This window comes from Cupriavidus sp. FW306-01-F10A (assembly GCF_058782785.1).
This window is the reverse complement of the sequence record NZ_JBYSYA010000040.1, coordinates 14783-36797: the sequence shown is the minus strand read 5'-3', so window position 1 is coordinate 36797 and position 22015 is coordinate 14783. Positions and strand designations below refer to the sequence as shown.

Sequence of the window (22015 nt, the reverse complement as noted above, 5' to 3'; positions counted from 1 at the left end):
GCACAGCGGCGCGCGGCGGCAACTGGCGCGCCTGCACTGTGCGTTGCGTGGCGCGCACCGCGCGTGCAACCGCGCGTGCCGCGGGGGCGCCGCTGGTGCGGGTGGCCGTTCGCACCGCCTGGGCCACGCCGCGCACCGCGGCGCGACGCACGGCGGGCGCGGCGCGCGCGACCGAGGGGAGGGCGCGGCGGAGCACCATGCCGGCCAGCACCGGCGCGGCGGCGTCGATCGCATCCTCGTCGAGTCCATCCACCAGTTCGTCGAAGGTCTCATACTCGTCGGCGCCGTCGGCGAGCATGCGCCCGGCCACATTGGCGATGCGCCCGATCAGCTGCGCTTGTGGAAGAGGAATCATGCTGGCGATCGGTCCCACCACACGCGCGGCCTGCCCAATGCCTTGCCCAACGCGGCGCGCGACATTGACCGCGCCGCTCGCCATGCGCCGCAGGCGGCGGAAGAACTCGTCGGCGTCACCGGCTTCCATGGCATCGGCCACGGCGTCCTCCATGCCGTCCAGTTCGTCGTAGGCGGCCTCGTATTCGTCGACGGAGTCGATGCCGTCCACGTCCTCGTAGGTATCGCCCTCGTCCTCGCCTTCGTCATACTGGGTCGCGCCGCCTGCGAGCACGCGGCCGACGAAGTTGTCCTCGCCTTCATCCCATTCGTCGTAGCTGTCGTTGCCCTCGTCGGATTCGTCGTACCCGTCGTCGTGCATCAGGTCCATCGCGCTGCCTCGAGTGGGGCCCTCGGCGGCTTCATCCATCAGCTCGTCCATTACATCGGCCTCGAATCGGTCCATGGTGTGCTCCTTGGTGTGCGGCTCAAGTTGATTGGCTCAGCGGGGTGCGACCGTCAGCGTCACAGGTCCGCCGAAGTGGAAGGTCCGGGCTCTTCTCTGCCGGATGGTGCGCACGCCGCGGCCGATGCCTGTGGGGCGGGCCATCGGCGCAGGGGGAGCGGGTTGCGCCAGGCGATCGAGCATGCGGGGATTGGCGACGACGCGGCGCGCGGCCTGGGGCAGCCCACGGCGCAGCGCCCGCGCGGCCTGGTTCGGCGGTTGCTGGCGTTGGCGTGCGACGCGGGTGGCGGCGCGCGCCAGCGGTGCCAGGGCGCGTGTGGCCCCGGGTCCGCCTGCGCGCACCAGTTCGCGTGCCGCGCTGGCGACGCCGCGCACGAGTTGCCGCCGGCCCGCGGCCGATAGTTGCGCCACATTTGACAGGCCGAGTCCGCGCGCGGCGGCGCGCGTGGCGAGCGCCACCGCTGCGGGCAGGGCCTCGTCGATGCCGTCGTTGGCATAGAGATCGATCATCGCGTCCATGCCTTGGCTCGCGCTGGCCTGCGAGGCGAGCAGTTGGCTGATCTGCGCGAGCATGTCCTGCGTGCCGCCGCCAAGGGTGCCGAAGGTGCCCGCCTGCCGGCGCGCCTGGCGCGCCGCGTGGCTGACGTCCCCGGCAAGGCGGCCAGCGGTTTGCAGGCCGCGCGCAAGGTTCGGCGTGCCCAGCATGCGCGCAAGGGCGGCCGCCGCGTTGGCGGTGGGGGAAGCAGCCTGCGCCACCCGGCCCACCTGTCCCGCCACGCGGCCCGCCCTTCGTGCGACGCCCTGCATGCGTCCGGCCTGGCGGCTTATCACCCCGGCCGCGCGGCCGAGGCCGCCCAGCAGGCGGCCGAGAAATTCGTCGTCGTCGGCGGCGTCGAGGCCGTCGGCTACTTCTTCCTCGAAGGCGTTCCATACGGCCATCTGGTCGATGTGGTCGCCGATGTCGGTGTCTTGCGCGGCCGCCATATCGGCCGAATCTGTCTCGTCCGTGAAAGCATCGTCGCCCCCGTCCTGGTCAAACGGGGACGCGGTCCGCGCGAAGCCCGATTGCAGCCCGGCATGATCGGCGGCGTCGTCGGCCGTGTCGCCGTAGTCCGTGCTACTGGCGTATTCGTCCACGCCGAGGTCTTCCATCAGGTCATTGTCGAATTGGTCGCTCATCGCATGCCTCCACGCGGCCGTGTGTCATGCCGCTGTCATGGCCACTCTAGATGCGGCGAGGTGCCCGCCGCATCGCCCGATGCCTCTGGCACGGCGGGATTCGCGCGACCGGCCGGGCGCGACAGGACCGGCGCATCGGGGTACGGCACAACGGGCCCGCAAGGCGGGGCGTGCCGACTTGCCGTAGCCGGAATGGGGTAGCCTGCTTGCGCTCTCGCTTTTTCCTTGCAAAGTCACCGGCCATATGCCAAAACAAAGAAGTTTCGAGCGGCCTGTGTCAGGGAAAAGTGCAGCGGGGGCACTGCAGCATGACTCAGGGAACGCAGCTTGTCAGCGCGCATGGATACGAATGCGGACTCGAAGCCGGCAGTTGAGCTGTGCCGTCATGCGGGCATCCGGCGTGCCGTTCGCTCGTCGTCGTGTTGCCAGGCGGAACGACAAGAAGGAAAAACCATGCTTCACAGATTCCGCCGGGGCGCGCTGCTGGCACCGTACAGCGCATTAGGGGATTTGCCCACGGCCGGGTACGGGGCGGCGGCAATCCGGTCGGGCAGTTGGGGGAGAGAGGTCTGCGAGGTCGAACTGGGCGGCCGGCGATGTCGGTTGCTGCAGGTAGGCGGCCTGCGTGCGCCACGCGGGGGGGCGTACGGGGAAGGCGAGATTACCCAGTTCGAGTTCGAGGGGAACTATTACGCCCTGATCGCTGATCCGGTGGCCGTGCCGGCGGCCGCGCCGCTGCCGGCCGGCGAGCCGCGTCCCGCCGTCCCCGATGTGCGAAGCGTGTTGACCGTGCGCGAACTGCAGATCGTGCAACTCGTCTGCATGGGCTATTTGACTAAGCAGATCGCGGGCCGGCTTCATATCAGCGAATTTACCGTCCGCTCGTATCTCAAGACGATCTACTGCAAACTCGGCGTCCGTTCGCGCGCGGCGATGGTGTTCTGCTATATGCAGGCATGCGCTGGAGGCGCGGACGGCGCCCAAACCTGACAGCGGTCCGGTATCGGCTAACCGGAAGGGACGACACGAATTTTCAGGCAGACATCGAGGGGTGCACGAAAGACTGCATTCACAGGAACCCGATCGAGAACCAAGGCACCAGCGTCAGCAGCAGCAAGGCCACCAGCAGCGCCGCCATGTGCGGCCAGACCCGCGGCATGGCCACGTCAGGCGAAACCCGCCCGATGGCGCAAGCCGCGTAGAAGCCGACGCCGAACGGTGGCGCAAACAGGCCCAGGCCCATGGCGAAGATCACCACCATGGCGTAGTGGACTTCATGCACGCCGACGATCTTTGCGATCGGGAACAGCAGCGGGCCGAACAGCACGATGGCCGGGATGCCTTCAAGCAGGCTGCCGAGCAGGACGAATGCCAGCGCCGACACCAGCAGGAATCCGGTCTTGCCGCCCGGCACGGCGGACATGATCTTCACCAGGTCGTCGGCAAAGCCCGATTGCGTCAGTGCCCACGCCATGGTGGTGGCGCAGCCGACGATCAGCAGGATCGCGCCGGACAGCGCAGCGGTATCGACCAGCATCGGGTAGATGCTGCGCCAGTGGAAGCGCCGGTAGACGAAGATGCCGGCGAGCACTGCGTAGAAGATGCCGATGGTGGACACTTCGGTCGCGGTGGCCACGCCTTCCACTACCGCGGTGCGGATGATCACGGGCAAGGCCAGGGCCGGCAGGGCCACCAGCAGCGATTTCACGATCACGGCGCGCGTAGGGCGTACCACCGTGCTCATGTCTTCCTTGCGCGCCTGGAACCAGACCACGCAGGCCATCATGACCAGGCCCACCGCCGCCGGCATCAGGCCGCCGATGAAGAGCGAGGTGATCGACACGCCGGTGACCGATCCCACCGTGATCAGCACGATGCTGGGCGGGATCGTTTCGGACATCGCGCCGGACGCCGACAACAATCCGATCAGGTCGCCGTCCCTGGCGCCGCGCTGCTTCATTTCCGGGAACAGCGCGGGCGCGACCGCGGCCATGTCGGCTGCCTTTGCGCCGGAGATGCCGGACACGATATACATGGCGCCGAGCAGCACGTACTGCAGGCCGCCGCGTACATGCCCGATCAGGTTGGCGAGGAAGCTGATCATTGCGCGCGCCAGTCCGGTCATCTCGATCAACGCGCCCAGGAAGACAAAGAGCGGCACGGCGAGCAGGATCAGGTGCGACATGCCTTCCTGCATGCGGTTCGGGACGATCGACAGCGGGGTCGTGGTGGTGAAGGCCAGGTAGCACATGGTGGCCAGGCCGAAGGCAAAGGCGATCGGCACGCCAATGGCGACGCATGCCACCAGCATCAGCAGGAAGAAGATCACCAGGTTGATGTTGCCGAGTTCTGTCAGCACCGGGGACAAGGCCCACAATATTGCCCCGATCACGCCCACCGCCACGCCGCTGACGAGAACCCGCTTCCAGTCGGCCTGCGGGACCAGCCGGATGACGGCCGTCGCCAGCATCAGCAGCGCGCCGGCGAGCACCGCCGCGGAGCGATAGCCTTCACTGATCTCCAGCGTTGGCGACGAGACCTCGATGTGTTCACTCAGGTGCTCGTAGGCCGGCCAGACCAGCATCAGCAGGAACGCCACTACCAGCCACATGCCGAAGGCATCGAGCCACGCGCGCCTGGCCGGTGCCAGGTCCTTGATGAAGGTGGTCAGCTGCATGTGCGCGCTGCGCTGCAGCGCAATGATGGCGCCTAGCATTGCCAGCCAGAGGAACAGCATGCTGGCCAGTTCATCGGTCCAGGGGATGGGCGCATGCAGGACATAGCGCGCGAACGCACCACCGCCCAGGATGGCGATCTCGGCAAGCACGATCAGCGCGGCCGGAATCTCCACGACCCAGCGCATGGCGCGGCCCCAGAAGGCAAGGGCGGCGCCTGGTTCCTGCGGTGCGGCAGCGAAGGTTTCGGCAGTGTGCTCCATCGTCGTGTCTCCATGCGGCACGCGCTGAGGCGCGGCTTCTCGTTCAGTGTGGTGGTATGGCGTCAGGCCAGGCGGCCCGCGTATTTCTCGAGCCTGGCCCAGGCTTCGTCGCCGTACTTCTTCTTCCACTCGGTGTAGAAGCCGGCGCTTTGCAGCAACTGGCGGAAAGGCGTGGGATCGGGCCGGTTCAGCGTGATGCCCAGCTTGCCCAGTTCCGCCTGCGCATCGACATTCAGCCTGGCGATGTCTTCACGCTGGCGCAGCGCCGCGCTGTTGAAATGGGTGGCGATGGTCGCCTGCACTTCCTTCGGCAGCGCCTGGAATTTCCTGGCGTTGCCGAAGATGAAGTGGCCATCCCAGGTATGCGCGGTGAGCGAGCAGAACTTCTGGACTTCATAGAGCTTGGCGCTGCGGATCAGGGCGAGCGGGTTTTCCTGGCCGTCCACCACTCGCGTCTGCAGCGCGGAGTAGAGCTCGCCGAACGGAATGGCGGTCGGCGAGGCGCCAAGCGCCTTGAACATCGAGATCCAGAGCGGGATGCCGGGCACGCGGATCTTGAAGCCCTTCAGGTCCGCAGGGGTCTGAACCGGCCGGCTGGCCGAGGTGATATTGCGGTAGCCGTTGTCCAGGCACTTGTCGAACACGTGCAGGTTGACCTTGCCCAGCGCTGCCCGCACGTGCGCCCCGACGTCGCCATCCATGGCCGCCCAGACCGTGGCGTAGTCCTTGAAGGCAAAGGCGACGCCGTTGATGCCGGCGGTCGGCACCAGCGTCTGCAGGTTGGTGCCGGCAGTGGACATGAAATCCATGGCTCCGGCGCGGGTCTGCGAGATCATGTCGGGCTCGCTGCCCAACTGGCTGGCGGGATACACCTGGAGATCCACCTTGCCGCTGGTGTCCTTGCGGATGGCCTCTGCCGCTTCCTTGATGCGCAGTGTGCCCGGGTGGTCCGCAGGAAACGCCGTGCCGTATTTGAGCCGGATGCTGGCGCCCTGGGCAAAGCCGTGACGTACCGGCAATGCGAGCGCGAGACTGCCGGCGGCCAAGGCGCCGAACTGGCGGCGTGTCAGGGAGAAGGTCATGGTGATGTGTGCTCCTGTATCGAAAGATCTGGCGCCTTATTGGCGCGGCGGCATGGACAGCAATGCCGCCGCGCCGCGGTTTGCCAGTACCGCCAGGTAAGCGGCAAGGCGGGCGGCAAGGGGCGCAGGCCACGGCGTGGTGCCAAAGACGGCGGCATGGCCGAGCGCCTGGCGCACGGCATCGGCGTCGCAGCCTGCGCTGCGCAGGCGCTCGGCCAATGCGCCGGCGCCGGGGTCGCTGATCGCAAGTACCTCGCCGTGGTCGCTGCGGCCGGTTCGCAGGTAATGCAGCCACATCGCCAGCGCACGCTCAAGGAATTGCCGTTCGACGCCCGCGCTGCAGCTTTCGCGCAAGGCGGGCAGCCAGCGCACGGGGATCTTCTGCGTGCCATCCGTCGCGATCTGCGCGGTCAGGTGGGCGAGGGCGGTATTCTCGAAGCGATGCAGCAGGTCGCGACAGTAGCGGTCGACGTCATAGCCTGGCGGCGCCGCAACGGTGGCGCGCAAGTCTTGCATCACGCCCCGCGCGAATGCGGCGGCAGCGGGATTCGCCATGACGTCTGCGATGCTGGCAAATCCTCCAAGCTGACCGGCATAGGCCATTGCCGAATGGGTGCCGTTGAGCAGGCGCAGCTTCATCGCCTGGTAAGGCCGGACATCGGTCGTCAGCAGCGCGCCACCGGCTTCCCATGCGGGCCGTGGCCCCGCAAAACGGTCTTCGATGACCCATTGCGTGAAGGGCTCGCACACGACGGCGGCTTCGTCGCGCACGCCGAGCAGCCGGCTGGCCAGGTCGAGCGATGCTGTGCTGGCGGCCGGCACGATCCGGTCGACCATCGAATTGGGCAGTGCGATCTCGTCCTCGATGCGCCGTGCCAGGTCTGGATCGGACAGCGCCGCGAACTGTGCAAGCAGCCGACGCAAGGTGTCGCCGTTGCCCGCCATGTTGTCGCAGCACACCACGCTGAGCGGGGCGCCGCGCGGCCGGCGGCGTATGCCCGCCGCAAGGATGCCGAGGGTGCTGCGGGGGCGCTCCGGGTTGGCCAGGTCGTGGCGGATGTCTTCATCGCCGAGGTCGAGCCCGGTCGTGGACGGATGCTGGCTGTAGCCTTTCTCGGTCACGGTGCTGGTGACGACGGTGACGGCCGGGTCAGCGATGGCGTCGATCACCTGCTGCAGGGCCTGCGGCGCATACAGCGATGCAACCACGGCACCGACGATCCGTGTGTGGCTGGCATCGCCATGGCGCTCGGTGACCGAATAGAGATGGTCCTGGGCTTGCAGCGTGTTGCCCGTGGCGGGGCTGCGCAAGCTGACGCCGATGATTCCCCACCGGGTATCGCCCTGCGCCAGGGCGGCTTCGGTGTACAGCGCCTGGTGGGCGCGGTGGAATGCACCCAGACCCAGATGCACGATGCCCCGGCCCAGGCCGGAGCGATCGTAGCGAGGACGCTCGACCCCGGCACGCACCTTGAGAAGGGCTTCTTGTGAGAGGCGCTGATGGCGTGCTGCCGTGGCGGAAATGGGCTGCATATCGACAAAGGATCACATTTCTATGTTTACTGCCATGGTAGTGCGGCGGTTTTGTGCACTGTAGCGTCGAGTAATTGGCGAATCCATGCGGGTTTACGCCGAATCATGGGGAAAACGTCGACGTGCTACCATGGCAGTAACACACAAATAACCGACCCCAAATGCGCGCCTCCCGTATCTCGCTTGTTCGCGAAAATTCCCAGGAAGCCTTCAATGCCGAAGAGGTCCTGGCCCGTGCACTGGCTGGATTCCAGCTGGAAAAGGACCGTTCCTACACCGCCCAGGTCCATGCGATGCTGCAGCGAGCCATCGTGCGCGGCACGCTGCCCCCGCGCATGGCGCTGTCGGAGGCGGCGATCTCCCAGGCGATCGAAGTCAGCCGCACGCCGGTGCGTGAAGCGCTGGCCATGCTGGCCGACGAGCAGCTGGTGCAGATCTACCGGCAGGTCGGCACCATCGTCGCGCCGGTGCGCACTTCGCTGATCGAAGAGGGGCGCTTCGTGCGCTGCACGCTGGAGTGCGCCAATCACGTGCAACTGGCGCTGTCCATCACGAGCGAGCAACTGGCGGAATTCGGCAGCATCGTCGAGCGCCAGCGCGCCGCCGTCGCCAGCAACCAGACCGATTTGTTCTCGGAGCTGGATGAACTGATGCACCGCAGGCTGTTCGAGTTTGCGGGCAGGCACAACGTGTGGGCCATGCTCGAGCCCATCAAGCGGCATTTCGACCGGGTGCGCTGGCTGCTGCTGGGCCGGGTGGCCGACCACGCCAGCCGCGCGCTGCAGGAGCACGAGCAGATGCTGGCGCAGATGGCGGCGCGCGATGTCGCGGGCCTCGGGGCCAGCGTCGCTGCGCACATCAACCACATCACCGAGCATCTCCAGGCGTTGCGCAAGCAGGCGCCGGAGAGCTATTTCACTGACTGACCTCGCGGGGGAACGCGACTTGAAGATCGAATCTGTACAGACCATTGTCACCTGTCCGGGACGCAACTTTGTCACCGTCAAGGTGATGACGGATGAAGGCGTCCATGGCCTGGGCGATGCCACGCTCAACGGACGGGAACTGGCGGTCCAGGCCTATCTGGACGAGCACGTGATCCCGTGCCTGATCGGGCGCGATCCCCGCAACATCGAAGACATCTGGCAATACCTGTATCGCGGCGCCTACTGGCGCCGCGGCCCGGTCACGATGACCGCCATCGCCGCCATCGACATGGCCTTGTGGGATATCAAGGGCAAGTTGGCCGGCATGCCGGTGTACCAGTTGCTGGGCGGCAGAAGCCGGCAAGGGCTGATGGTGTATGGCCACGCCAACGGACGCGACCACGCCGAGGCCGTGGAGGCCGTGCAGCGTCATGTGGAGCAGGGCTACAAGGCCATCCGCGTGCAGTCCGGCGTGCCCGGCCTGGGCAAGGTGTATGGCGTGGGCAAGGGTGGCGGCCATTACGAGCCTGCCGAGAAAGGCCTGCCGCCGGAAGAGCCCTGGGATACATCGCTCTACCTGCGCCATACGCCCGAACTGTTCCGCAAGGTGCGCGATGCCGTGGGTTTCGGGCCCCACCTGCTGCACGACGCCCACCATCGCCTGACGCCGATCGAGGCCGCGCGGCTCGGCAAGGAACTTGAGCCCTTCAGCCTGTTCTGGCTGGAAGACGCCACGCCGGCAGAGAACCAGGAGGCGTTCCGGCTGATCCGCCAGCACACCACGACGCCGCTGGCGGTGGGGGAGGTCTTCAACTCGGTCTGGGACTGCAAGACGCTGATCAGCGAGCAACTGGTCGACTACATCCGCGCCACCATCGTGCATGCGGGCGGCATTACCCATGTGCGGCGAATCGCGGACTTCGCAGCCATGTACCAGGTGCGGACTGGGTTCCATGGGGCGACCGACCTGTCGCCGGTGTGCATGGCGGCCGCGGTCAACTTCGGCCTGTGGGCGCCCAACTTCGGCATCCAGGAGCTGATGCCGCACAGCGAACTGACTGATGCGGTCTTTCCCCACAACTACCGCTTCGAAGACGGCTACCTGGTCATGGACGAGGTGCCGGGCCTTGGTGTCGATATCGACGAAGCACTGGCCGCAAAGTATCCCTACGAACGTGCCTACCTGCCGGTTGCGCGGCTGGCGGATGGCTCGATGTGGCACTGGTAGCCGGAGTTTCCGATGCTCAGCATTGTTGTCGAAGAACCCAACAGCATGGCCGTGTGCGAGCGGCCAATGCCGGAGCCCGCTGCCGGCGAGGTGCGCGTACGCGTGCGCTATGCCGGCATCTGCGGTTCCGACCTGCATATCTTCCGCGGTCACAATCCGTTCGTGGCGTATCCGCGCGTCATCGGCCACGAGTTCGTCGGCACCATCGATGCCGTGGGTGCCGGGGTTGATGCGTCGCGCATCGGCCAGCGCGTGGTGGCGGATCCGGTCATCAGCTGCGGACAATGCCATGCATGCCGGATCGGCCGCCAGAACGTGTGTAGCCGGCTCCAGGTGATCGGGGTGCACCGCGACGGCGGCTTCAGCGAGTACGCCTGCGTGCCGGCCCGCAATGCCTATGTGATTCCGGACGGCATGCCCGAAGCCAGCGCTTCGGTGATCGAGCCGTTCGCGGTGGCGGCCAATGTCACGCACCGCACCGGCGTGCTTGCGCAGGATGTGGCATTGATCTATGGCGCGGGGCCGGTCGGCCTCAACCTGATGCAGGTCCTCAAGCGCGTCCATGGCCTCCGCGCCTACATCACGGATCACCTCGACGAGCGCCTCGCGCTCGCGCGGCAATGCGGTGCCGGAGAGGACGAGGTCATCAACACCGCGCGCGAACCCATCGAACAGGCGCTGGCGGCGCGAGGCGTGGAAGGCGGTCCGACACTGATCTTCGATGCCGTATGCCATCCGGCCATCCTGGAGGAGGCCGTGCGCATTGCGGCACCGGCCGGGCGTATCGGGGTATTGGGCTTTTCGCCGACGCCATCGGCGATCCCGCAACAGGAACTCACCAAGAAGGAATTGACGCTGTATGCCTCGCGGCTTAACTGCGCGATGTTCCCGACGGTGATTGACTGGATCGCGAAAGACCTGGTCAATCCCGGGCAAATTGTCACGCACCACGTCGATTTTCGCGATGTTGTCGGCGCCTTTGCACTGGCCGAGGGCAATCCGGGCGAATGCTGCAAGGTGCTGCTTGACTTTGGTCATGGTGGCTGACATGGCGGACTTCGGGCTCATCGGGTTTCCTCACGCAGGTGAGTTGCCGGGCGTACGGCGCAACTTGCATAACCTGGCCCAGCGCTCGGCAGCCAGGCGGCAGGCGGATCGTCGCGAGCTGGAACAGACGTTGGCGCGGCTCACAGGGCGGGGTGTCTGAAGCGCCGACCCTTGCGTAATCAGCAGGTGGCGCTTGACGCGCATTCTCTCTTCGTTCACCTTATGTCCCCGGCATGGCCGGCGTCCCATTGCCGGCGCCGGGCTTTGCGCGGCGATCGCGCCAGTGCAGCCCGCGGGCGAACAACAAAAGGTGACCAAAGGGAGACCATCGCAATGAGCAAGCTACTGCTCGGACCCGTGCTGTCGTTTCGTGGCCTCGGAACGGATGGCTCATGGAAGGTGACGGCGCTCATCGGCATCGAAGATCAAGCCAGGGTTCCTCAGGTCACCGTGGAGGGCCGCAAGGCCGGCAAGCCGGTGATCCTGCTGCAGCATGCGGGCCACACCTATCTGCGCTACGACTTGTCCTGCAAGCTGCGCAAGAACGAACGGCGGGTACCGTACAGCATCGAAGGTGTCGGGGAAGCGTGGCACTTTACCGTGCCCGGCAAGGGCTACGCGCCGCGCATGGCCTATGTTTCGTGCAACGGATTCTCCGACCCGAGCGGCATGCGCAAGCTGGTCAAGGCTGAGAATGCGGTATGGGCGGACTTGCTGTGCAACCACGACAAGGACATCCGTCCGGCAGGCTATGAGCTGGACAAGGAGCAGCTCTGGCACGAGGCGCGTACCCATGACCAGGGCAACCAGCGCTTCCATCTGATGCTGATGGGCGGCGACCAGATCTACTTCGATTCGATCTGGGAAGACCTCAAGCTGCTGAAGCGCTGGATCGGGCTGACGCGCGAGGAGCAGCTGCAGTACCCGGTGGACGCTGACCTCGAGAAGGAAATCGAGGACTACTATTTCAAGCACTACAGCGCGCGCTGGCTGCCTCATGCAAGGTCAGGATGGGGTAGCGCAGACAAGCCGCTCGATGCTGCCCAGGCCATGGCACGGATCCCCACGGTGATGATGTGGGATGACCATGACATCTTCGACGGCTGGGGTTCCTATAGCTCCGAGATGCAGCGCAGTCCGTTGTTCCAGCGGCTGTTCTTCCATGCGCGCCGGGCCTTCTGGGTCTTCCAGATGCAGCATGGTGTCGAACAGCTTCCCGACCTGGTGCCGCGCACTGACGTCAGGGTCCGGTCTGACGATCCATTGTTCGAGCCGGTCAAGTGGTCTCAGGTGCTGTCCGGCGACAAGCTTGCGCTGCCGTTGCTGGACGAGCAGCCGGGGTTCACGTTCGCGCATTCGGCTGGCCCAGTCGGCCTGATCGTTGCCGACCTGAGGACCGAACGATCCCAGGAACAGGTGCTTGGACCCGGTACCTGGGGCGCACTGCAGCGGTGGCTGTCGGGGATCGAATCGGGCCACGCCGCCAACCCTGGCGGCATCAATTGCCAGCACCTGCTGCTGATGTCTTCCGTGCCCGTGGTGCATCCCAAGCTGTCGCTGGCCGAAGCCTTCCTGGACAACTTTGGCCAGGATCATGTGCTCGACAGCAGTGCCGATGACCTCAAGGACCACTGGACCCACGACGACCACGAGGGCGAGAGGAAGCGCCTGGTGGAGACCTTGCTCAAGACCGCCAGCCAGAAGCAGCTGCGGGTCACGATCATCTCTGGCGATGTCCATGTCGCGGCCTGGGGTGTCGCCTACAGGAAAGATGTGGGGCCGAAGGACAACTGGGCGCAGATACAGCAGCTGACCAGTACTGCCGTGGTGCATCCCTCGCTGGTCGGGGTCATGGAGCGTCTGTTCTTCCATGTGCTGAACAACGTCGCTCAGTCGAAGCAGGCGCTTGATGTCAACCTGTCCGCGGAAATGATGCTCTTTCCCGGATCCAACCGGTACGTGATGCCGGCCAGGAACTGGCTTGCGATCGAGGTGGACCGGGGCACGGACAACCCGAACGGCTGCAAGCTGTGGGCGACGTGGCGGTGCGAGACCAAGGCGGCGTTCACCAATCACCTGCTGGCTACCGATCCGGTGAACTTATAATCTGGATCGAGTCAGAGAGTAGGGCGGGGCGGCGTGTTCAGGCATGCTTGCCCATGCCTCGCCGATTCAAACCCCATCCGCGGAGGATTCAAGCCATGCGCCATTGATGCCGCCGTCTGCATGACGGCCAGTCTCCACCGCCCCCAAGCAGGGGGAGTTCCTGGCATCCCTGGAATCCCGCATGTCAAATCCCAAGCTGACGCTGGAAAGCGTTTCCTACGTCCTGCCCGACGGCCGGACGCTCTTCTCTGAACTGTCCGAACAATTCGACGATCGTCCCACCGGCCTGGTCGGGCGCAACGGTATCGGCAAGTCCGTGCTGGCACGCATCCTGGGCGGGGAGCTGGAGCCCTCCGCGGGGCGTTGCGTGCGGTCGGGCAGCGTGCATTACCTGTCCCAGCAGGCCGCGCATGCCGTGCAGACGTCGGTGGCCGGGCTGGCTGGCGTGCAATCGGTGCTGGATGCGCTGCAGCGCATCGAGGCCGGCAGCACCGCGGCGCAAGACTTCGATGACGTCGGCGAGCACTGGAACATGCCACAACGGCTGCGGCAGGAGCTGGAGCGCAATGGCCTGGGCCATCTGCAGGCGGACACCCCGGCGAGCACCCTGAGCGGCGGCGAAGCCGTGCGCGTGGCACTGACCGGTGCGTTGCTGTCGGATGCCGATTTCCTGATCCTCGACGAACCCAGCAATCATCTGGACCGGCCGAACCGGCTGGCGCTGATCGCGCAACTGCAACGCTGGCAGCGCGGCCTGCTGGTGGTCAGCCATGACCGGCAGTTGCTGGAGGGCATGGCGCGCATGGTCGAGCTGTCGTCGCTCGGACTGCGCAGTTATGGCGGCGGCTATTCGTTCTATGCGCAATGCAAGGCGCAGGAGCGCGAGAACGCCCTGCAGCAGCTGGATCAGCGCAAGCTCGAACGCAAGCGGGAAGAACAGTCGCTGCGTGCGCAGCGTGAACGCCAGGAGCGGCGGCAGGCCCGTGGCAACCGGCAGGCGCGCGATGCCAACCAGGCCAGCATCCTGCTGGGCCGGCAGAAGGAGCGCAGCCAGGCCTCGGCGGGCAGGCTGCGCCTGCAGCAGGCCGCCACGCGCGAAGCGCTCGATGCGCGCGTGCACGACGCCGCGCAACAGGTGGAGGGCGATGCCGCGATCGTATTGCTCGCGTTGCCTGTCAGTCAGGCCGCGCAACGCCGCGTGGCTGAACTGGACGAGGTCGACCTGCCGTTCGTGCCGGCCGCCACGCGCCGCATCAGCCTGATGCTGACGGGCCAGCAGCGCGTGGGCGTCGTCGGCCCCAATGGCTGCGGCAAATCCACCTTGCTCAAGCTGCTGGCCGGCCAGTTGCAGCCGCTTGCCGGCCGCTGCGCGGTGCATGCCGAGCGCGCCTACCTCGACCAGCAACTGGCCGGCCTGCTGCCGCAGCGCTCAACCATCGAACAGATGCTGGCTGCCAACCACACCGCCGGGGAGGCGGCATTGCGCACGCGGCTGGCGCTGCTGGATCTCGATGCGCAGAAGGTCACCGCGCCCAGCGGCCTGCTCAGCGGCGGCGAGCGCCTGAAGGCCGCGCTGGCTTGTACCTTGTATGCCGATCCGCCGGCACAGCTGCTGTTGTTCGATGAACCCAGCAACCACCTGGACCTGCCGTCCGTGCAGGCGGTGGAGACGATGCTGCGCGGCTATCAGGGCGCACTGGTGGTGGTGTCCCACGACGATGTGTTCATGGGCAGCCTGGGGCTGACCCATCGCCTGGCGGCAACGCCGGACGGGTGGAAGCTGGAACCCTGGTAGGCGGTCTATTTATACCCGGATGATATTGCCATCGGATTTTATCCGGGTAATATTCGGGAATCGTCTCCCAGGGGCATCCCCATGACCAACGCAACGCTTCACAGCTACACCACCTTCGACGGCCACCGGCGTATCGCCACTGGTTCGCTGCAAGCCAATGCGCTGGCGCTCAAGCGCGCGCTGGAAGCCGGCGCGGGCAGACCCGTGCTGGTTTTCGACGACGGCACCGGGCGCTCGATCGACCTGGATACGAGCGGGACCGAGGCCGCCGTACTTGAGCGGACGGCCGAGCGCGCCGCACAGCTCGAATCCGTGCGGCTGCCAGCCGGCGACAACGATGAAGCGGCGGACGTGGCCGAGCCCCGGGGCCGCGGGCGCCCGAAGCTTGGCGTGGTGTCGCGCGAGGTGACGCTGCTGCCGCGCCATTGGCAATGGCTGGCCGCCCAGCCAGGCGGGGCATCGGTGGCCCTGCGCAAGCTGGTCGAGCAGGCGCGCCGGGACCACGCGGACAAGGACCGCAGCCGCCGCGCCAGCGAACGGGCCTACCACTTCATGGTGGCGATGGCGGGGGATTTGCCCGGTTTCGAGGAAGCCACGCGGGCCTTGTTCGCGGGCGATGTGGCGGGCTTTGCGCAGCGGCTCGAGGCATGGCCGGTGGATATCCGCGAGCACGCGATGCGCCTTGCGGACAGCAACGCTTGAACGGCTCCGCGGGCCTGGTCAGATGCCGCCCAGCAGGTCATGCGCATCCACGATCGCATAGGCGATCTCGGGATGCTCTTCCATGCTGCGGCGGATGGCGGCTGGGATCGACTGGCGGATCTTGCGGCACAGGCCGGGCTGCTCCTGCACCTGGATGCTGATGCCGCGCACCGTGCGCACGCCGCGCGCGCTGGGGGTGATGGTCAGCACGATGCCCAGCTGGGTCTGCATCAGGCTTTCCATGCGCTGCAATTCAGCCAGGCTGGTCAGGCGCTCAAGCCGTTCGACCAGCCGCTTTTCTTCGGCCCGGGTGAGCCGCAGCACGCGCAGGTCGGCGTTGGGGTCACTCAGCAAGGCTTCGCGCCCGCAGATACAGGCGCCGGGCGGGCATTCCGTGCGAAGAGGGAACGGCGCGTTCATGTGGGGCGCGGCCACAAGGCCGCAAGATAGCGGGGACGATGACCGGATATGTTAATTCAGGTTGCCGGTCGCCGGTTGCCCGCTGCGGGCACGCCATCTTTCCCGCAGCACCTCAGGTCTGCGGCCGCGGCACCTGGCCTGGCCGCGCCCTGCCGTCCCACACCTGTTCGCCATTGTGCGCGGACATGGTTCCGTCCAGCTGCTCGATATGGGCCGACGCGAGGGTGAGCCGCCGGCCATGCGCGCGGCCCTGGCGGTGCGGCCGCTGTTGCCCGCGGTCGGCCTGGAAATCTGGGCGACCCATTCCAGCCTGCGCCGCTGCCATTGGCGGGGCGCCGCTTCCTGGCCTCGGTTGGCAAGGTGCTGCGCGACATCCGGCCGCCTGCCGCGTGCGCGCAGGGGTAGTCCGGCAGCAAATGCCGATCCGGTCTATGCTCGCGGCAGCGGCGTGGCCCGACGGCCCCCGACAACAGGAATTTCCAACCTAGGCCTGCACAGGAGACCCCATGGCACTCTCGATGTACGAAGTCTCGATTCCCTTGTTCATCCGCGCGCTCGGCAACCTCGCCGCGATCCTGGACAAGGGCGCGGCCCACGCCCAGGCGCAGGGCATGGACCCGGCTGACCTGATCCAGACCCGCCTGATCGCCGACATGGATGCGCTGTCGGCACAGGTGCAGCGCGCCAGCGACGCCTCCAAGGGCTGCGCCGCGCGGCTGGCAGGCATCGAGGTGCCTTCGTTCGCCGATACCGAAACCACCTTTGCCGAACTGCAGGACCGCATCGCCCGCACCATCGGGTTCCTGGAGCAGATCAAGCCTGAACAGTTGGAAGGCAGCGAGCAGCGCGAGATCGAGCTGAAGCTGCGCCAGGGGCCGATGACATTCGACGGCAAGTCCTACCTGCTGGGCTTTGCCTTGCCCAACTTCTATTTCCACGTGACCACCGCCTATGACATCCTGCGCCACAAGGGCGTGCAGATCGGCAAGCGCGACTACCTGGGGCTGAAGTAAGAAGCCGAGCGGGGCCAGTAGGAAAAAGCCGGGCGCGGATCCCGGCTTTTTCATTGTCGAACAGCCGCTTGGGCGGCCGCCGGTCAGCGCGGTCAGCACCGGGGCGCCGATGGCGGCCCTTTGCAGCAAAACCGGGTGATCTGCAGAAGATATTTGCCGCGCGCCTGGCCGGCGGCCGGGACCGCATCCCGCCAGCCTCTAAGCGAAAACCCTGACCCCTCTGGTATACTTGCATTACGTCCGGACCGGCCGGACGCAGCCTGCGACAGGCCACAGGCGGTTCCTCCGGCAGTGCCCGGAGCCCTGCACGGAAAACCCGGTGCACACCGCCCGCGCTGCCAGCCATGGGGCGCCGATCCGGGAGCCCGAGCCCAGATCCGTGATACTTGTTATCCGGCCTTTGCCCAATACCTGTTGGAACCCCGGCCAGCCCAAGGGCGGCCGAATGCCCGTTAACGGTCGAAAAACGGTCCCAGAGAGACCCCCACGCATGACTTACGCCGTCAAGGAAATCTTCTATACGCTGCAGGGCGAAGGCGCCAACGCCGGCCGCGCCGCGGTGTTCTGCCGCTTTGCCGGCTGCAACCTGTGGAGCGGCCGCGAAGACGACCGCGCCAGCGCGGTGTGCCAGTTCTGCGATACGGATTTCGTCGGCACCGATGGCACGCGCGGCGGCAAGTACCGCACGGCCGAGGAGCTGGCCGCGGTGGTCGCGTCGGAATGGCCGCAGGGCGGCGGCGGCCAGCCGCTGGTGGTCTGTACCGGGGGCGAGCCGCTGCTGCAGCTCGACGCGCCGCTGATCGACGCGCTGCATGCGCAGGGCTTCGAGATCGCGATCGAAACCAACGGCACCATCGCCGTGCCGCCGGGCATCGACTGGGTCTGCGTCAGCCCCAAGATGGGCTCGGAACTGGTGGTCACGCGTGGTGACGAGCTCAAAGTCGTGATCCCGCAGGAGGGCCAGGACTTTGCCGCATACGAGCAGCTTGATTTCCGCCATTTCCTGGTGCAGGCCATGGATGGCCCGCTGGCGAGGGAAAATACCGCCGCCGCGGTGGCGTTCTGCCAGCGTCACCCGCGCTGGCGGCTGTCGCTGCAGACCCACAAGCTGCTGGGCATCCGCTGAGCGGCGCGGCATCCACGGTATCGACAGGTCGCCCAACGGGCGGCAAAACGTACACAATACAGGCTTCGGACGCGCGCGCAGTGTCCGTTCCAACGCAGGCGGCCGGCACCGGCGCCGGTACACATGAGCAAACAAGTTTCCATTACCCGCCGGCTGGAGTTCGACTCCGGCCACCGCATCCCGAACCACTGCGGCCAGTGCCGCAATATTCACGGCCACCGCTACCGGCTGGACCTGACGCTGTCGGGGGAGGTCCTGCACCGCGAGGGCGCGTCGGATGACGGCATGATCCTGGACTTCGGCGACATCAAGGCGCTCGCCAACGAGCACCTGGTCAACAAGTGGGACCATGCCTTCCTGATTTATCGTGGCGATACCGCGCTGCTGAACTTCCTGCAATCGATGGAAGGGCACAAGACCGTGGTGCTGGACGCGATCCCGACGGTCGAGAACCTGGCCCAGGTTGCCTTCGACATCCTGGCGCCGGTGTTCAAGGACTGCTTCGGCCACCACCTGCAGCTGACCAGGCTGGTGCTGTTCGAAACGCCCAACTGCTGGGCGGAAGTGAGCGCGCCCGCGGTGCTGCCGGCGCAGGACTGAGCGGGGACGATGCCAGAGACGCCACCGCTGCCGTTGCGCGCGCTGCGCGCCCTGCCTGAAGACCCGGCCGAGGCTGCCGAGCGTGATGCGCGCTACATGCGCGCCGCGCTGGAAGAAGCCCGCCTGGCCGAAGCCGCCGGCGAGGTGCCGGTGGGCGCGGTGGTGGTCTGGAACGACACCATCATCGCGCGCGGCCACAACCTGCCGATCCGCTCGGTGGACCCGTCCGCCCATGCCGAGATGCAGGCACTGCGCGCCGCCGCCCAGGTGATCGGCAACTACCGCATGCCTGAGTGCGAGCTGTACGTGACGCTGGAACCGTGCGTCATGTGCAGCGGCGCGATCCTGCACGCGCGGCTGCGCCACGTGGTGTTCGGTGCAGCCGACCCCAAGACCGGCGCCGCCGGCAGCGTGCTCAACCTGTTCGAGCAGGCGCAGCTCAACCACCAGACCACCATTGCCGGCGGGGTGCTGGCCGACACCTGCGGCCAGATGCTGAAGGATTTCTTCGGCGCGCGCCGCCGGGCGCAGAAAGCCGCGCAGAAGGCGGCACAGCAGGACGCCGCCGCGCCTGTCACCGATCCCGACAAGAACAACGACACCGAAGCATGAGTACGCCGAACAGCAGGCCGCCGCATACCGAAGTCCGACTGATCGCCTCGTCCGGGTATCCGCACGACGTCGCCATCGCCGCACGCGGCTGTGCCTGGCTCAAGCATCATGGCTACCACATGACCAACCCCGACGTGCTGGCGCGGCGCTACCTGCGCTTTGGCGGCACGGATGCGGAGCGGCTGGCCGACCTGCACGCCATCGGCACCGGCGCGCCGCACGAGCTGACGCTGGCGGTGCGCGGCGGCTATGGCATCGCGCGGCTGCTGGCGCAAGTCGACTTTGCCCGCATCGCCGCGCAGGCCAGCGCCAGCGGCACGCCCATCGTCGGCCACAGCGACTTCACCGCGTTCCAGCTGGCCTACCTGGCGGCGACGGGTGCCGTCACCTTTGCGGGGCCGATGCTGCTGGCGGATTTTGGTGCCGAGGTGGTGGATCCCTTCATGTGGGAGCATTTTGAAGGCATCCTGCGCAACCCGGCGTACAGCGTCGATGTCGCGGCGCCGCAGTCGGGCGGCCAACCGTTCTCAGGCAGCGTGGAAGGCACGCTCTGGGGCGGCAACCTGGCCATGCTGTGCAGCCTGCTGGGCACGCCTTTCATGCCGCAGGTGGAGGGCGGGGTGCTGTTCCTGGAAGACATCAACGAGCCGCCGTACCGGGTGGAGCGCATGCTGATCCAGCTGCAGCAGGCAGGCGTGCTGGGCGCGCAGCGCGCCATCGTGCTGGGCGATTTCTCCAATTACCGCGTCACCGACTACGACAATGGCTACGACATGGACGCAGTGGTGGCCTACCTGGGCGACCAACTGCCGGTGCCGGTGCTGACCGGGCTGCCGTTCGGCCACTGCGCGCGCAAGCTGACGCTGCCGGTCGGCGCCCAGGTGCGGCTGGCCGCACGTGCGGATGGCTTCAACATGGCGTTTTCCGGCTATCCGGTGCTGGCGCCACTGGCCTGACCGGCCGCAGCGTCCGATGCCGCGCATCCGGGTGCAAGGAATGCGTCCGGATGATAGAATATACGGTTATTTCCTGACTTCCTGCCGGGTTCTCGCATGAACCGGGCGCGGCCCGTGCCGCATCGCCAGCCATGGCCGCCGGATGACTCCGGGCCAGCGCGATGCATCTCCGGCAAGGCCCGTCCCTGAGCGGCATGGGGTGCGCCTCGTGCGCAAAACCGGCAAGCCGCGGCCAGCGCCGCGGCGCCACAATCTCCAGACAAGGTTCAAGACGTGCTTTCTACCGCAAACATCACCATGCAGTTCGGCCCCAAGCCGTTGTTCGAGAATATCTCGGTCAAATTCGGCGAGGGCAACCGCTACGGCCTGATCGGCGCGAACGGTTGCGGCAAGTCCACCTTCATGAAGATCCTGGGCGGCGACCTGGAACCGTCGTCGGGCAACGTCATGCTGGAGCCGGGCGTGCGCCTGGGCAAGCTGCGCCAGGACCAGTTCGCCTATGAAGACATGCGCGTGCTGGACGTGGTGATGATGGGCCACACCGAGATGTGGGCCGCCGCGCAGGAGCGCGACGCCATCTACGCCAACCCCGAAGCGACCGACGAAGACTACATGAAGGCCGCCGAGCTGGAGGCCAAGTACGCCGAATACGACGGCTACACCGCCGAGGCCCGCGCCGGCGAACTGCTGCTGGGCGTGGGCATCCCCACCAGCCAGCACCAGGGCACGATGAGCGACGTCGCCCCCGGCTGGAAGCTGCGCGTGCTGCTGGCGCAGGCACTGTTCTCGAACCCGGACGTGCTGCTGCTGGACGAACCGACCAACAACCTGGACATCAACACGATCCGCTGGCTGGAGACCGTGCTCAACGAGCGCAACTCCACCATGATCATCATCTCCCACGATCGCCACTTCCTGAACTCGGTCTGCACCCACATGGCCGACATGGACTACGGCACGCTCAAGGTCTATCCGGGCAACTACGACGACTACATGGAAGCGTCGATGCAGGCCCGCGAGCGCCAGGTCGCCGCCAACGCGCGCGCCAAGGAGCGCATCAGCGAGCTGCAGGACTTCGTGCGCCGCTTCTCGGCCAACAAGTCCAAGGCCCGCCAAGCCACCTCGCGCGCCAAGCAGATCGAGAAAATCAAGGTCGACGACATCAAGCCGTCGTCGCGCCAGAACCCGTTCATCCGCTTCGAGTTCGAGAAGAAGCTGCACAACCTGGCCGTGGAAGTGGAGAACATCACCAAGACCTACGACCGCAAGATCATCGACGGCCTGTCGCTGGCGATCCAGGCCGGCGAGCGCGTGGCGATCATCGGCGAAAACGGCGCGGGCAAGACCACGCTGCTGCGCAGCCTGCTCAACGGCGCGGTGCAGACCGGCGTGCAGCGCGGCGTGGAAGTGGACCGCGGCACGGTCAAGTGGGCCGAGAACGCCAACGTCGGCTACATGCCGCAGGATACCTACGAGGAATTCCCGGACAATCGCGACGTGATGGACTGGATGAGCCAGTGGACGCAGGCCGGCGACGACGAGACCTCGCTGCGCGGCACGCTGGGCCGCCTGCTGTTCTCGGCCGACGACATCCGGAAGTCGGTCAAGGTGCTGTCCGGCGGCGAGAAGGGCCGCATGATCTGGGGCAAGTTGATGCTGGGCCGCCATAACGTGCTGGCCATGGACGAGCCGACCAACCACATGGACATGGAGTCGATCGAATCCCTGCAGATCGCGCTGGACAAGTTCACGGGCACGCTGATCTTCGTTTCGCACGACCGCGAGCTGATCAGCGGGCTGGCGACGCGCGTGATCGAAGTGCGCACCGACGGCACGCTGACGGACTACCTGGGTACGTATGACGAGTACCTGCAGTCGCAGGGTATCGACGGCTGAGCGTCGGGACGTTGACGATGAGAGAAGGCCGCCTCGGGGCGGCCTTTTTTCGTTGCT

20 protein-coding genes are annotated in these 22015 nt (G+C 66.6%); 13 read left to right on the top strand and 7 right to left on the bottom strand.

Features of this window, described 5'->3' with window-relative positions:
• Positions 1-799: hypothetical protein (locus AC3WLF_RS30460; RefSeq protein ID WP_492359253.1), on the bottom strand; the 799-nt coding region annotated here is incomplete at its 3' end.
• 36 nt (positions 800-835) lie between these two features.
• Positions 836-1978, bottom strand: a complete 1143-nt coding sequence (locus AC3WLF_RS30455) for a hypothetical protein (RefSeq protein WP_492351105.1) — start codon at positions 1976-1978, stop codon at positions 836-838.
• Positions 1979-2431: 453 nt separating this feature from the next.
• Between AC3WLF_RS30455 and AC3WLF_RS30450 the strand changes: the two genes are divergently transcribed.
• Positions 2432-2968 carry a response regulator transcription factor gene (locus AC3WLF_RS30450; RefSeq protein ID WP_492317783.1) on the top strand — a complete coding sequence of 179 codons (537 nt, stop codon included), beginning with the start codon at positions 2432-2434 and terminating at the stop codon, positions 2966-2968.
• A 79-nt stretch (positions 2969-3047) separates the two neighbouring features.
• On the opposite strand, the gene AC3WLF_RS30445 is transcribed toward AC3WLF_RS30450, so the two are convergent.
• From AC3WLF_RS30445 to AC3WLF_RS30435, 3 genes are all read right to left on the bottom strand, one after another.
• On the bottom strand, positions 3048-4916 hold the full coding sequence (locus tag AC3WLF_RS30445) for a TRAP transporter large permease (protein WP_492359252.1): 1869 nt from the start codon (positions 4914-4916) through the stop codon (positions 3048-3050).
• 62 nt (positions 4917-4978) lie between these two features.
• A complete protein-coding gene (locus AC3WLF_RS30440; protein ID WP_492317781.1) occupies positions 4979-5998 on the bottom strand; it encodes a TRAP transporter substrate-binding protein in 1020 nt (339 codons plus the stop codon).
• A gap of 36 nt (positions 5999-6034) precedes the next feature.
• A complete protein-coding gene (locus AC3WLF_RS30435; protein WP_492351103.1) occupies positions 6035-7531 on the bottom strand; it encodes a mannitol dehydrogenase family protein in 1497 nt (498 codons plus the stop codon).
• A 161-nt stretch (positions 7532-7692) separates the two neighbouring features.
• Here AC3WLF_RS30435 and AC3WLF_RS30430 point away from each other — a divergent pair, with 161 nt between their 5' ends.
• From AC3WLF_RS30430 to AC3WLF_RS30405, 6 genes are all read left to right on the top strand, one after another.
• On the top strand, positions 7693-8457 hold the full coding sequence (locus tag AC3WLF_RS30430) for a GntR family transcriptional regulator (RefSeq protein ID WP_492351102.1): 765 nt from the start codon (positions 7693-7695) through the stop codon (positions 8455-8457).
• A 19-nt stretch (positions 8458-8476) separates the two neighbouring features.
• The gene (manD, locus tag AC3WLF_RS30425; protein WP_492317778.1) at positions 8477-9685 is read left to right on the top strand and encodes a D-mannonate dehydratase ManD; all 1209 of its coding nucleotides are present in this window, start codon (positions 8477-8479) and stop codon (positions 9683-9685) included.
• A gap of 12 nt (positions 9686-9697) precedes the next feature.
• Positions 9698-10732, top strand: a complete 1035-nt coding sequence (locus AC3WLF_RS30420; RefSeq protein WP_492351100.1) for a Zn-dependent oxidoreductase — start codon at positions 9698-9700, stop codon at positions 10730-10732.
• 327 nt (positions 10733-11059) lie between these two features.
• Positions 11060-12838, top strand: a complete 1779-nt coding sequence (locus AC3WLF_RS30415) for an alkaline phosphatase D family protein (RefSeq protein ID WP_492357407.1) — start codon at positions 11060-11062, stop codon at positions 12836-12838.
• A 181-nt stretch (positions 12839-13019) separates the two neighbouring features.
• Entirely contained in the window at positions 13020-14633 is a 1614-nt protein-coding gene (locus AC3WLF_RS30410; RefSeq protein ID WP_492317776.1) for an ABC-F family ATP-binding cassette domain-containing protein, read from the top strand.
• Positions 14634-14714: 81 nt separating this feature from the next.
• Positions 14715-15335: a DUF2239 family protein gene (locus AC3WLF_RS30405; RefSeq protein ID WP_492317775.1), complete on the top strand. Its 621-nt coding sequence runs from the start codon at positions 14715-14717 to the stop codon at positions 15333-15335.
• Positions 15336-15353: 18 nt separating this feature from the next.
• Here AC3WLF_RS30405 and AC3WLF_RS30400 read toward each other — a convergent pair whose 3' ends face one another.
• Together AC3WLF_RS30400 and AC3WLF_RS30395 are read right to left on the bottom strand one after the other, a co-directional pair.
• Complete coding sequence (locus AC3WLF_RS30400; RefSeq protein WP_010809543.1) at positions 15354-15755, bottom strand: hypothetical protein; 402 nt, start codon at positions 15753-15755, stop codon at positions 15354-15356.
• Positions 15756-15867: 112 nt separating this feature from the next.
• Positions 15868-16059 (bottom strand): hypothetical protein, encoded by a 192-nt coding sequence (locus tag AC3WLF_RS30395; RefSeq protein ID WP_492351097.1) that lies wholly within the window; start codon positions 16057-16059, stop codon positions 15868-15870.
• A 202-nt stretch (positions 16060-16261) separates the two neighbouring features.
• On the opposite strand from AC3WLF_RS30395, the gene AC3WLF_RS30390 reads away from it, so the two are divergent.
• From AC3WLF_RS30390 to AC3WLF_RS30365, 6 genes are all read left to right on the top strand, one after another.
• Entirely contained in the window at positions 16262-16768 is a 507-nt protein-coding gene (locus tag AC3WLF_RS30390) for a DUF1993 domain-containing protein (RefSeq protein WP_492359251.1), read from the top strand.
• A gap of 490 nt (positions 16769-17258) precedes the next feature.
• Entirely contained in the window at positions 17259-17894 is a 636-nt protein-coding gene (gene queE, locus AC3WLF_RS30385) for a 7-carboxy-7-deazaguanine synthase (RefSeq protein ID WP_492317773.1), read from the top strand.
• 123 nt (positions 17895-18017) lie between these two features.
• On the top strand, positions 18018-18494 hold the full coding sequence (locus AC3WLF_RS30380) for a 6-pyruvoyl trahydropterin synthase family protein (protein ID WP_010809539.1): 477 nt from the start codon (positions 18018-18020) through the stop codon (positions 18492-18494).
• A gap of 9 nt (positions 18495-18503) precedes the next feature.
• The gene (gene tadA / locus AC3WLF_RS30375; protein ID WP_010809538.1) at positions 18504-19106 is read left to right on the top strand and encodes a tRNA adenosine(34) deaminase TadA; all 603 of its coding nucleotides are present in this window, start codon (positions 18504-18506) and stop codon (positions 19104-19106) included.
• Entirely contained in the window at positions 19103-20062 is a 960-nt protein-coding gene (ldcA, locus tag AC3WLF_RS30370) for a muramoyltetrapeptide carboxypeptidase (protein WP_492317772.1), read from the top strand. The genes tadA and ldcA overlap by 4 nt, the downstream gene beginning before the upstream one ends.
• Positions 20063-20335: 273 nt before the next feature.
• The gene (locus AC3WLF_RS30365; protein ID WP_010809536.1) at positions 20336-21958 is read left to right on the top strand and encodes an ABC-F family ATPase; all 1623 of its coding nucleotides are present in this window, start codon (positions 20336-20338) and stop codon (positions 21956-21958) included.
• Positions 21959-22015 lie beyond the last annotated feature (57 nt).

What these genes read in the sequence shown, in the direction of transcription:
- AC3WLF_RS30455 (WP_492351105.1), bottom strand. Translation starts at nt 1,978, where the DNA reads ATGAGCGACCAATTCGACAATGACCTGATGGAAGACCTCGGCGTGGAC.
- AC3WLF_RS30450 (WP_492317783.1), top strand. Translation starts at nt 2,432, where the DNA reads ATGCTTCACAGATTCCGCCGGGGCGCGCTGCTGGCACCGTACAGCGCA.
- AC3WLF_RS30405 (WP_492317775.1), top strand. Translation starts at nt 14,715, where the DNA reads ATGACCAACGCAACGCTTCACAGCTACACCACCTTCGACGGCCACCGG.
- AC3WLF_RS30435 (WP_492351103.1), bottom strand. Translation starts at nt 7,531, where the DNA reads ATGCAGCCCATTTCCGCCACGGCAGCACGCCATCAGCGCCTCTCACAA.
- tadA (WP_010809538.1), top strand. Translation starts at nt 18,504, where the DNA reads ATGCCAGAGACGCCACCGCTGCCGTTGCGCGCGCTGCGCGCCCTGCCT.
- AC3WLF_RS30420 (WP_492351100.1), top strand. Translation starts at nt 9,698, where the DNA reads ATGCTCAGCATTGTTGTCGAAGAACCCAACAGCATGGCCGTGTGCGAG.
- AC3WLF_RS30445 (WP_492359252.1), bottom strand. Translation starts at nt 4,916, where the DNA reads ATGGAGCACACTGCCGAAACCTTCGCTGCCGCACCGCAGGAACCAGGC.
- AC3WLF_RS30440 (WP_492317781.1), bottom strand. Translation starts at nt 5,998, where the DNA reads ATGACCTTCTCCCTGACACGCCGCCAGTTCGGCGCCTTGGCCGCCGGC.
- AC3WLF_RS30395 (WP_492351097.1), bottom strand. Translation starts at nt 16,059, where the DNA reads ATGGGTCGCCCAGATTTCCAGGCCGACCGCGGGCAACAGCGGCCGCAC.
- AC3WLF_RS30390 (WP_492359251.1), top strand. Translation starts at nt 16,262, where the DNA reads ATGGCACTCTCGATGTACGAAGTCTCGATTCCCTTGTTCATCCGCGCG.
- AC3WLF_RS30430 (WP_492351102.1), top strand. Translation starts at nt 7,693, where the DNA reads ATGCGCGCCTCCCGTATCTCGCTTGTTCGCGAAAATTCCCAGGAAGCC.
- ldcA (WP_492317772.1), top strand. Translation starts at nt 19,103, where the DNA reads ATGAGTACGCCGAACAGCAGGCCGCCGCATACCGAAGTCCGACTGATC.
- queE (WP_492317773.1), top strand. Translation starts at nt 17,259, where the DNA reads ATGACTTACGCCGTCAAGGAAATCTTCTATACGCTGCAGGGCGAAGGC.
- AC3WLF_RS30410 (WP_492317776.1), top strand. Translation starts at nt 13,020, where the DNA reads ATGTCAAATCCCAAGCTGACGCTGGAAAGCGTTTCCTACGTCCTGCCC.
- AC3WLF_RS30380 (WP_010809539.1), top strand. Translation starts at nt 18,018, where the DNA reads ATGAGCAAACAAGTTTCCATTACCCGCCGGCTGGAGTTCGACTCCGGC.
- AC3WLF_RS30400 (WP_010809543.1), bottom strand. Translation starts at nt 15,755, where the DNA reads ATGAACGCGCCGTTCCCTCTTCGCACGGAATGCCCGCCCGGCGCCTGT.